At 69.5% G+C, this 9,630-nt stretch carries 8 protein-coding genes and 2 pseudogenes; 7 read left to right on the top strand and 3 right to left on the bottom strand.

All coding sequences use genetic code 11. The annotated features are described in order from the left end of the window. The 4 genes and pseudogenes from JWQ91_RS00245 to ettA all read left to right on the top strand — a co-directional run. Positions 1–1,068: pseudogene (locus tag JWQ91_RS00245) on the top strand (ABC transporter); the annotation flags it as partial. Further along, positions 1,065–2,714 (top strand): GTPase, encoded by a 1,650-nt coding sequence (locus JWQ91_RS00240; protein ID WP_297779219.1) that lies wholly within the window; start codon positions 1,065–1,067, stop codon positions 2,712–2,714. The pseudogene JWQ91_RS00245 and the gene JWQ91_RS00240, both read left to right, overlap by 4 nt. Positions 2,715–2,857: 143 nt before the next feature. After that, positions 2,858–3,298 carry a single-stranded DNA-binding protein gene (locus JWQ91_RS00235; RefSeq protein WP_297779217.1) on the top strand — a complete coding sequence of 147 codons (441 nt, stop codon included), beginning with the start codon at positions 2,858–2,860 and terminating at the stop codon, positions 3,296–3,298. A gap of 41 nt (positions 3,299–3,339) precedes the next feature. Then, positions 3,340–5,022 carry an energy-dependent translational throttle protein EttA gene (gene ettA, locus JWQ91_RS00230; protein WP_297779215.1) on the top strand — a complete coding sequence of 561 codons (1,683 nt, stop codon included), beginning with the start codon at positions 3,340–3,342 and terminating at the stop codon, positions 5,020–5,022. Between the two features lie 81 nt (positions 5,023–5,103). Here ettA and JWQ91_RS00225 read toward each other — a convergent pair whose 3' ends face one another. Then, positions 5,104–5,970, bottom strand: a complete 867-nt coding sequence (locus tag JWQ91_RS00225; protein ID WP_297779213.1) for a DUF559 domain-containing protein — start codon at positions 5,968–5,970, stop codon at positions 5,104–5,106. Positions 5,971–6,127: 157 nt separating this feature from the next. Continuing rightward, positions 6,128–6,601, bottom strand: coding sequence for a MarR family transcriptional regulator (locus JWQ91_RS00220; RefSeq protein WP_366521339.1), 474 nt, complete (start codon positions 6,599–6,601; stop codon positions 6,128–6,130). Positions 6,602–6,701: 100 nt separating this feature from the next. On the opposite strand from JWQ91_RS00220, the gene JWQ91_RS00215 reads away from it, so the two are divergent. After that, the gene (locus JWQ91_RS00215; RefSeq protein ID WP_297779212.1) at positions 6,702–7,250 is read left to right on the top strand and encodes a YceI family protein; all 549 of its coding nucleotides are present in this window, start codon (positions 6,702–6,704) and stop codon (positions 7,248–7,250) included. 5 nt (positions 7,251–7,255) lie between these two features. Here the strand turns inward: JWQ91_RS00215 and JWQ91_RS00210 are convergent, their stop codons facing one another. Then, a complete protein-coding gene (locus tag JWQ91_RS00210) occupies positions 7,256–7,858 on the bottom strand; it encodes a TetR family transcriptional regulator (RefSeq protein ID WP_297779210.1) in 603 nt (200 codons plus the stop codon). Positions 7,859–7,940: 82 nt separating this feature from the next. Here JWQ91_RS00210 and JWQ91_RS00205 point away from each other — a divergent pair, with 82 nt between their 5' ends. Together JWQ91_RS00205 and JWQ91_RS00200 are read left to right on the top strand one after the other, a co-directional pair. After that, positions 7,941–9,086, top strand: a complete 1,146-nt coding sequence (locus JWQ91_RS00205) for an acyl-CoA dehydrogenase family protein (protein ID WP_297779208.1) — start codon at positions 7,941–7,943, stop codon at positions 9,084–9,086. 33 nt (positions 9,087–9,119) lie between these two features. Next, a pseudogene (locus JWQ91_RS00200) lies at positions 9,120–9,630 on the top strand (acetyl-CoA C-acyltransferase); the annotation flags it as partial.

The raw sequence follows: 9,630 nt of genomic DNA, 5'->3' as shown, positions 1-9,630 counted from the left end.
GTTCGCGGCCACCTGGCCCGGATGATGACGTCCCGTGGCCTGTCGGACTCGCCGCTGTTCACGATCCCCGAGTCCGAGCTCGACGTCGACGGGCTGCTGCCCCGTGAGGCCGTGGCACCCATGGTGGGCTGGCTGCACGAGCTCGCCGCCGATCCCAAGGCCCGCGAGCTCGTGGTGACCCGCACGCTCGACGGCGCGGTTCGCCACGTCGTCCTGCGCACGCACGACGTCGCGGACGCCCTCGACACGCAGATCGAGCTCACCGAGACGCTGCACGGCGAGGCCGACACGGCCTACCGCGCGGCCCTGGACGCCTTTGAGACCCAGACCGCCGACGGGGCGCTCCTGCGCGGCGAGGTCCTCGCCAGCTGGCAGGAGTTCGTCGGCACCGGCGAGCTGCTGAGGTCGGTCGAGGAGAAGGTCAGCCGGATCCGCGATCGCTTCGTCGACGGCATGACCGGCAAGCGCAACCGCTCGACCGAGGTCGCCGACGCGATCGAGGAGGGCGTCCACCTGCTGCTGGTCGAGCATGCCGAGGCCAGCGCCGAGCAGGTCTCCCGCGCGTGGGCCGCGATCCCCGCGGGTCGCCAGCTGCTCGACGCCAACCGCGGACTCGACCGGGCCTCGCGCGACTTCCGGGTCCGGGCCGAGCGGGCCGTCCACGACTGGCGCCAGGCCGTGCTCGATCTGGTGCGGGTCGAGGGCGCCGACAAGCGCATGACGGCCCGGTTCCTGGCGTTTGGCGTCAACGGCATCGCGGTGGCCCTGATGGTCTCGACGCTCGCACGGAGCAGCGACGGCCCGGCCGCCGGCGGCACCGCGGCGCTCGGCACCAAGCTCCTGGACGCGATCTTCGGCCCCGACGTGGTCGCGGGCCTGGTCGCGCAGGTGCACTCCGACCTCGACACGCGGGTGTCGGCGCTGCTCGACGGCGAGCAGCAGCGGTTCACCGACCTGCTCGATCCGGCGGACGCGCTCAAGGCCCACCAGGCCACGGTGCGTGGGTCCGCGCGGCGGGCCGAATACGCTCGGCACGCCGACTTCCTGGACGGAGAGACAGTGTCATGACCGATACGGTGACCGCGACCGATGCCGAGTTCGTCGGTGAGCGCAACGACGTCGCGCGCCGGCTCGACGGACTGACTGCGGCTGTGACGGCGAGCAAGGGCCGCATCGACGACGAGATCATCGCCCCGGCCGAGATGCTGACCGGGCGCGCCGCCGAGCGGCTCACGCTGTCCGGCGAGCACACGATCGTGGCGCTCGCGGGCGCCACCGGCTCGGGCAAGTCCTCGCTGTTCAACTCGCTGACCGACCTCGAGCTCGCCGGGGTCGGCGTCCGCCGCCCCACGACGTCGTGGGCGCTGGCCTGTGCGTGGGGCCCCGACGGGGCCCAGGGCCTCCTGGAGTGGATGGGCATCCCGCCCCGCCACCAGGTCTCCCGGATGAGCATGCTCGACCACTCCTCGGAGGACACCAAGCTCGACGGCCTCGTGCTGCTCGACCTGCCCGACCACGACTCCACCGAGGTGTCACACCACCTCGAGATGGACCGGCTGATCAAGTACGCCGACCTCCTGGTGTGGGTCCTCGACCCGCAGAAGTACGCCGATGCGGCGATCCACGACCGTTACATCCGGCCCATGGCGTCCTACAGCGACGTCACGCTGGTCGTGCTCAACCAGATCGACCGGATCCCGTTCGAGCAGCGTGAGCGCGCACTGACCGACGTACGCCGGATCCTGGCCGACGAAGGACTCCCGGGCGTCCCGGTCATCGGAGTCTCGGCGACCCGCGGTGACGGCGTCGACGAGCTCAAGCGTGAGCTTGCGGCGCGCATCCGGGCCAAGTCGTCCGCCAAGGGACGCCTGGCCTCGGACATCGCGGCCGCAGCGGACGTCATGGTGCAGGTCGGCGGCTCCGCCGATGCCCCCGGCATCACCGACGTGGACCGGCGCGCCCTCGACGAGGCCCTGGTCGACTGCGCCGGCGTGCCGCAGGTCGTCGACGCCATCGCGGCATCGACCCGTCGGCAGGCGGCGCAGCTCACCGGCTGGCCGGTCGTCCGGTGGGCGGCGCGGCTGCGCACGGACCCGCTGGAGGACCTGGAGCTCGGTGAGGAGCTCTCGCCGTCGGCCCTCGCCCGCACCTCGGCGCCGACGACCGGCAACGTGCAGCGCGCCAATGCCGAGCTCGCGGTCCGTGAGCTCGCCGAGAAGGCAGCGGTCGGGCTGGAGCGGCCCTGGCGCGATGCCGTGCGCGATGCGCCCAGCCCGCCCGGCGAGGACATCGTCGACGAGCTCGACCAGGCCATCCGGGCCACCAGCTTCGAGGTTGCCAAGCCGGCCGTGTGGTGGCGGATCGTGCAGGTCGTCCAGCTCCTGGCCGTCGTCGCGGCCGTCGGCGGGCTGCTGTGGCTGATCGCGCAGGGCGTCACGAGCCTGTCCTCGGTCGAGCTGCCCGATCTCGGCGACGTCGCGGGCGTCCCGACCGCAGCCGCGGTCGTCATCGGGGCGGCGCTGCTCGGCATCGTCCTGGCGCTGGCCTCCCGTGTGGCGGCCGGCGTCTCCGGCAGCCGCAAGGCAGCCCGCGCGGATCGCGAGCTCCGCGACGCGATCGACACCGTCGCGACCCAGAAGGTCATCGCGCCGATCCAGGCCGAGCTGGACTCCTACCGGACCTACCGCACCGGGATCCTCGCCGCGCTCGACTGATCCTCCTCGCGCGGCGCGGAGCACCAGGCCGTGTGTCCACAGCGGAGGGGCGGCTCGACGCGTGTCCACAGGACCGCGCCGTGCGGTGGTCCGCCGAACGACCAGCGGGAACGCTGGAGGTCCCTCGAACCCAAGGAGCCTCCATGTCCAACGACAACGTCCTGACCTTCCACGGCCACGTCGGCACGCCGGTCGCGATCCGGGAGGGCTCGGCCGTCCCGTGGGTCCTGTTCCGGGTCGCGTCGACCCCCAGCCACTGGGACCAGGCGAGCCGATCCTGGCGCGAGCTGCCGACGACGTGGCTGTCGATCAAGGCCTTCCGCCAGCTCGCCCAGAACGCCGCGGAGTCGCTCAAGGTCGGTGACCCGGTCGTGGTGATCGGCCGGTTGCGGACCGAGACGTGGACGACCAAGGAGGGAGAGGCGCGCGAGAGCACCGTGGTCGAGGCGACGCTGATCGCCCATGACCTGGGCCGCGGTGTGACCGCCTTTCGCAAGGTCGACCGGCAGGCCGCGGCGGCGCCGGGATCCGACGGGACGGCCGAGGCGCTTGCCGAGCTCGAGGGCCAGACCTCCGCCGCCTGACCGCCGTGGGCCGGCCGCGGTGCTCTCGTTAGGCTTGCCGCATGGCCGAATACGTCTTCACCCTCCGCAACGTCCGCATGAAGCTGGGCGAGAAGCTCGTCCTCGACGACGTCACGCTCTCGTTCCTGCACGGCGCCAAGATCGGCGTGGTCGGCCCCAACGGCACCGGCAAGTCGACGCTGTTCAAGATCATGGCCGGGATGGTCCAGCCCAACAACGGCGACGCCATCAAGGACCCCGAGGCGACGGTCGGCATCCTGCTGCAGGAGCCGCCCCTGACCGAGGGCAAGACCGTGCTCGAGAACGTCGAGGAGGCCGTTGCCGAGATCAAGGGCAAGATCGACCGGTTCAACAAGATCAGCGAGGAGCTCGCCGATCCCGACGCCGACTACGACACCCTGCTGCCCGAGATGGGCGACCTGCAGACCGATCTCGACCACGCCAACGCGTGGGACCTGGACTCGCGCCTGGCGCAGGCCATGGACGCCCTCCGGTGCCCGCCGCCCGACGAGCTGGTCGACCACCTGTCCGGTGGTGAGCGCCGCCGCGTGGCCCTCTGCAAGCTCCTGCTCGAGCAGCCCGACCTGCTGCTCCTCGACGAGCCGACCAACCACCTGGACGCCGAGAGCGTGCTGTGGCTCGAGCAGCACCTCGCGTCCTACCCCGGCGCCGTCCTGGCGATCACCCACGACCGCTACTTCCTCGACAACGTCGCCGAGTGGATCCTCGAGCTCGACCGCGGCAAGACCCACCCCTACGAGGGCAACTACTCGACGTACCTCGAGACCAAGCAGCAGCGCCTCGTGGTCGAGGGCAAGAAGGACGCCAAGCGCGCCAAGATCCTCGCCAAGGAGCTGGAGTGGGTGCGGTCCAACGCCAAGGCCCGCCAGGTCAAGAACCAGGCCCGTCTGGGGCGCTACGAGGAGATGGCGGCTGAGGCCGAGCGCGCTCGCAAGCTGGACTTCGAGGAGATCAACATCCCGGCCGGCCCGCGGCTGGGCGATGTCGTCCTCAACGCCAAGGAGCTGCACAAGAGCTTCGGCGACCGCGAGCTGTTCGACGGCCTGACGTTCGACCTCCCGCGCGCCGGCATCGTCGGCGTCGTCGGCCCCAACGGCGTCGGCAAGTCGACGCTGTTCCGCATGATCGTGGGGGAGGAGACCCCCGACAGCGGGTCCCTCGAGGTCGGCCAGACGGTCAAGATCTCCTACGTCGACCAGGGTCGCGGCGGGATCGACGACAAGCTCAACATCTGGCAGCTCGTGTCCGGTGAGCTCGACTTCATCAAGGTCGCCAACTTCGAGGTCCCGAGCCGCGCGTACGTCGCGACGTTCGGCTTCAAGGGTCCCGACCAGCAGAAGCAGGTCAAGGTCATGTCGGGCGGTGAGCGCAACCGCCTCAACCTGGCGCTGACGCTCAAGATGGGTGGCAACCTGCTGCTGCTCGATGAGCCGACCAACGACCTGGACGTCGAGACGCTGCAGTCCCTCGAGGACGCGTTGCTGGACTTCCCCGGCTGCGCCGTCGTGGTGTCGCACGACCGGTGGTTCCTGGATCGCGTCGCGACGCACATCCTGGCGTGGGAGGGCAATGCCGACAACCCGGCCAACTGGTTCTGGTTCGAGGGCAACTTCGCCGACTACGAGATCAACAAGGTCGAGCGTCTCGGCGAGGAGGCAGCTCGCCCGCACAGCGTGACGTACCGCAAGCTGACCCGCGACTGACCCACCACCACCCAGCCCAGATTTGCGGATTTCTGCACCGTTCCGGTGAGCCGATTCGGCGCAAAGGTCCGCGAATCTGGGTCAGGCTGCCTGCCGGAGCGCCTGGCGGACCCGCGCCACGATCGTCCCCGGTCTCTTCATGTCCTCGGCGGTGATCACGACGACGCGCCAACCGGCCGCCTCGAGCTGCTCTCGCCGGAGGTGGTCCCACTGGCGTTGCTGGGCGTCGCGCTCGTGCTGCCATCCGTCGTACTCGACCAGCACCTTCCATCGCCGGAAGACCAGGTCTCCCCGGGCGAGCCATCTCCCGTGGTCGTCGGTGATATCGACGTTGACCTCGGGCTCGGGCAGTCCGGCACGATGGAGCTCCCACCGGACATTCGACTCCCGGACCGAGGCGACGCGCTCGCGGACGAGTGGCGCCACCCGCCGGGCCTTGCGGACACCGTCGAGATGCGAGGTGATGACGTACGCCCGCAGGTCGAGCAGGTCGACCGCGCCCGTCCCGACGAGCCAGTCGCCGGCCGCCACCAGGTCGCGCTCCGAGAGGATCGTGGCGACGTCCACGAACGTTCGGCGCGGACCGAGCGAGGGTATGCCGTCCACCTCGATGGGGTTGAGCCGCGCCTGCCGACGGTGAAGGACGATGCCCGCTCGCTCGATCTCGATCCACGTGCTGATCGAGAAGTGCAGTGGCAGCGCCGGGCCCAGCTCCAGGCCACGGAGGCGGAGCGCCGTGGTGTGGCTGGCGACGGACCCTGCCGGCAGGACGAGGAGAGCCGCCTCGACCCGGAGCCGGAAGGTCGGGGCGGTGTCCGCCGTGCGGTAGACGCCGGATCGGATCATCGCGAACCGCGAGCTCTGGAGCGATCGGCGGGTGAGGCCGGCCAGCTCTGCGTCAGCGACCGTGAAGGCGCGGCCGCGCAGGTGTGCCGGGACGGCGTACATGCACCGAGGTTGCCGGTCCTGACGAGATCACGAGCGACGCGGGCGCGTACCTGTGGACGGACGGGGACGGGCCTAACGCCTGTGGACCCCGAAAAGCGGAGTCCTGCACCGTCTGAGCGGCCCGCTGCGGTGCAGATCTCCGCACATCTGGGCTGGGTCAGAAGGTCTTGCCGTGGAGCTGCTCGACGACCTTCTGCATGATGCGGCCCATGGCCTCGAGGTCCTCGGCGCCGGCGGCCTGGATGAGGTAGTCGTGCACGCCGCGGACGTGGGTGTGGGCGGCCTGCTCCAGGACGCTGAACCCATGATCGGTCAGCACCGCTGAGACCCCGCGTCCGTCCTCGGAGCACTGACCGCGCTGCACGATGCCCTCGCGCTCGAGCCGCGCGATCGTGTGGGTCACGCGGCTGCGGGAGTGGGACACGGCGTCCGCGAGCTCGGCCATGCGGATCGACCGGTCGGGCGACTCGGACAGCCGAACGAGGATCTCGTACTCGGGCATCGACAGGCCGTGGGCGGTGCGCAGATCCCGGTCGAGGCGATCCATGAGGACCGTGGTGCCACCGAGGAACGCGCGCCAGACGCGCTGCTGATCGGTGTCGAGCCACGGTGTGTCGGTCATGGTCTCCATGTGATCCATCCTACTGTGTGAGAGTCGTTGTTGAATGTTCAACATCGTGCTAGAGTCTATCTAGTTGAACCGTCAACTACAAACTTCCCGAGGAGAACACATGAGCACGAGCACCGTAGTCAGCACCGGTACGTGGGTCCTGGATCCCAGCCACACCGAGATCGGTTTCACCGTCCGTCACCTGGTCAGCAAGGTTCGCGGCAAGTTCGAGACCTTCGAGGGCACGATCGTCAGCGCCGAGGACGTCACCGCGTCGACCGTCAACGTGTCGATCGACCTGGCCTCGGTCAACACCGGCACCGCCGACCGCGACGCTCACCTGCGCTCGGGTGACTTCTTCAACGCCGAGGAGAACCCGAAGATGACCTTCGTGTCGACCGGCATCGTGCACAAGGGCGACTCGGACTTCGTCGTCACCGGCGACCTGACGATCAAGGGCGTGACCAAGTCGGTCGAGCTCGTCACCGAGTTCCTCGGCGAGGGCGGCGACCCGTGGGGCGGCACCCGCGTCGGCCTCGAGGCCACCACGCAGATCAGCCGCAAGGAGTTCGGCATCGACTTCAACATCCCGGTCGAGGGTGCTGACAAGCTCATGATCGGCGACAAGATCACGATCAACATCGTCGCCGAGGCCGTCCTTCAGGCCTGAGGCAGCTAGCGCCGGCTGGCCATGCGGATGGCCAGCTCGGCGTGCAGCGTGGCGAGCTCGTGGCCGGATCGTGATCCGCCCGGCTCGAACCATCGCACCAGATCGACGCCCAGGGACAGCAGCGAGAACGCGGTCCCCGGCACGTCATCGACATCCAGGACGCCCTGGTCGACACCGTCGGCCAGGGCGTCCTGCATCGTCCGCTCGATGCTGCGGCGAATCGTGGCGACCTCGGCCCGGTGCTCCGGCGTCAGCGCGTGGTACTCGTACTGCACGATCCGGCCGACCCGGCTGTGATCGGCGTGCCAGAGGCTGAACTGGTAGATCATCGTCCGGAGCCGCTCGACCGGGTCGGTCTCGGAGGCGGCGGCGCGCTGGATGACGTCGAGCGCCGAGCGGTGGCCCTCGAGGCTCACCGTGAACAGCAGGCTCTCCTTGGAGTCATGGTGGACGTAGACCGCCGCGGGGCTCATGCCGGCCCGCGCCGCGATGTCGCGCGTCGTCGTGCCGTGGAATCCCTTTTCGGCGAACGCCTCCACGGCGGCGTTGATCAGCCTCTCGCGTGCCGTGATCGTCGTCATGGTGCACCTCTCCTCGGTTGACAGCATGGCGGAGTCCTTGCATGCTAAGCAAGCGCTTAGTGAGCGCGTCCCCATCTTTTCCACGCTCTTCCAGCACGAGGTGTCACCCATGAAGCGGACGATCTTCGACGAGGACCACGAGGCGTTCCGCGCCTCCTGCGCTGCCTTCCTGACCAAGCACGTCGAGCCCCACCTCGAGTCGTACCTCGAGCACAAGGCGCTCCCGCGCGACTTCTGGCTCGCGGCCGGTGCCGAGGGCTTCCTCGGGCTCGAGATCCCGGAGGCGTTCGGCGGCTCCGAGGCCGATGACTTCCGGTTCAACGCGGTCTGGGACGAGGAGCTCAGCAGGCTCAACGCCGCGCTGGCCTCGTGCGTCGCCATCCACACCGACATCGCGGTGCCCTACCTCGTCGACCTCGGCACCGACGAGCAGAAGCAGCGCTGGCTGCCCGGCTGCGCGACCGGCGAGATCCTCACCGCGATCGCGATGACCGAGCCCGGCGGCGGCTCCGACCTGGCCGCGCTCAAGACCACCGCGGTCCGCGACGGTGACCAGTGGGTCGTCAACGGCTCCAAGACGTTCATCACCAACGGCTTCTCGGCCGACCTGGTCATCACCGCGGTGCGCACGTCGCCCGACAAGGGCGCCAAGGGCATCAGCCTGTTCGGCATCGAGGCGACCGACCCCGGCTTCAGTCGCGGCCGCAAGCTCGACAAGGTGGGCCAGAGCGAGGCCGACACCGCTGAGCTGTTCTTCGAGGATGTACGCCTGGGTGACGACCGCCTGATCGGCGAGGTCGACCAAGGCTTCATCTACATGATGCAGCGGCTCCCGCAGGAGCGGATCAGCTGCTCGGTCTCGAATGTCGCCCACGCCAAGCAGATCCTGGCCGAGACGATCCAGTACGCGCACGACCGGCAGGCGTTCAAGCAGCCGATCGGCAGCCTGCAGCACAACAAGTTCCTGCTGGCCGAGCTCGTGACCAAGATCGAGGTCGCCGAGGCGTACGTCGACGCGGCGGTCCTCGCCCACACCCGGGGCGAGGCGACCGCGACCGACGCGGCGAAGGCCAAGTGGTGGTCCTCCGAGATCCAGAACGACGTCCTCGACCACTGTGTCCAGCTCCACGGCGGCTATGGCTTCATGAACGAGTATCGCGTCGCCCGCGCCTGGCGGGACGCCCGCGTCAGCAAGATCTGGGCGGGCTCCAACGAGATCATGAAAGAGCTCATCGGCCGCGACCTGGGCTTCTGAGCACCGCTCCATCACCCCTCGAAAGGCACCGAAATGCCCGAAGCAGTCATCGTCTCAACCGCCCGCTCGCCGATCGGCCGCGCCGGCAAGGGATCGCTCAAGGACATGCGTCCTGACGACCTCACCGTCCAGATGGTCGAGGCGGCCCTCGCCAAGATCCCCGCGCTGGACCGCAAGGACATCGTCGACCTGCACCTCGGCGTCGGCCAGCCGGCCGGGGAGTCGGGCAACAACCTCGGCCGCATCGTCTCGGTGCTGGCGGGCCTGGACCACGTCCCCGGCGTGACGGTCAACCGCTACTGCTCCTCGAGCCTGCAGACGACGCGCATGGCGTTCCACGCGATCAAGGCCGGCGAGGGCGACGTGTTCCTCTCGGCCGGTGTCGAGACCGTCAGCCGGTTCGGCGCGGGCATGGCCGACATCGCCGACGCGTTCAACCCCGTGTTCGACGAGGCGATCCAGCGCACCGACCGGCGCGCCCAGGGTGGCGCAGAGGCCTGGCACGATCCCCGCCAGGACGGCACGCTCCCCGATGCGTACATCG

This window comes from Aeromicrobium sp. (assembly GCF_025965075.1).
Lineage (GTDB): Bacteria > Actinomycetota > Actinomycetes > Propionibacteriales > Nocardioidaceae > Aeromicrobium.
This window is presented reverse-complemented; position numbering and strand designations above follow the sequence as displayed.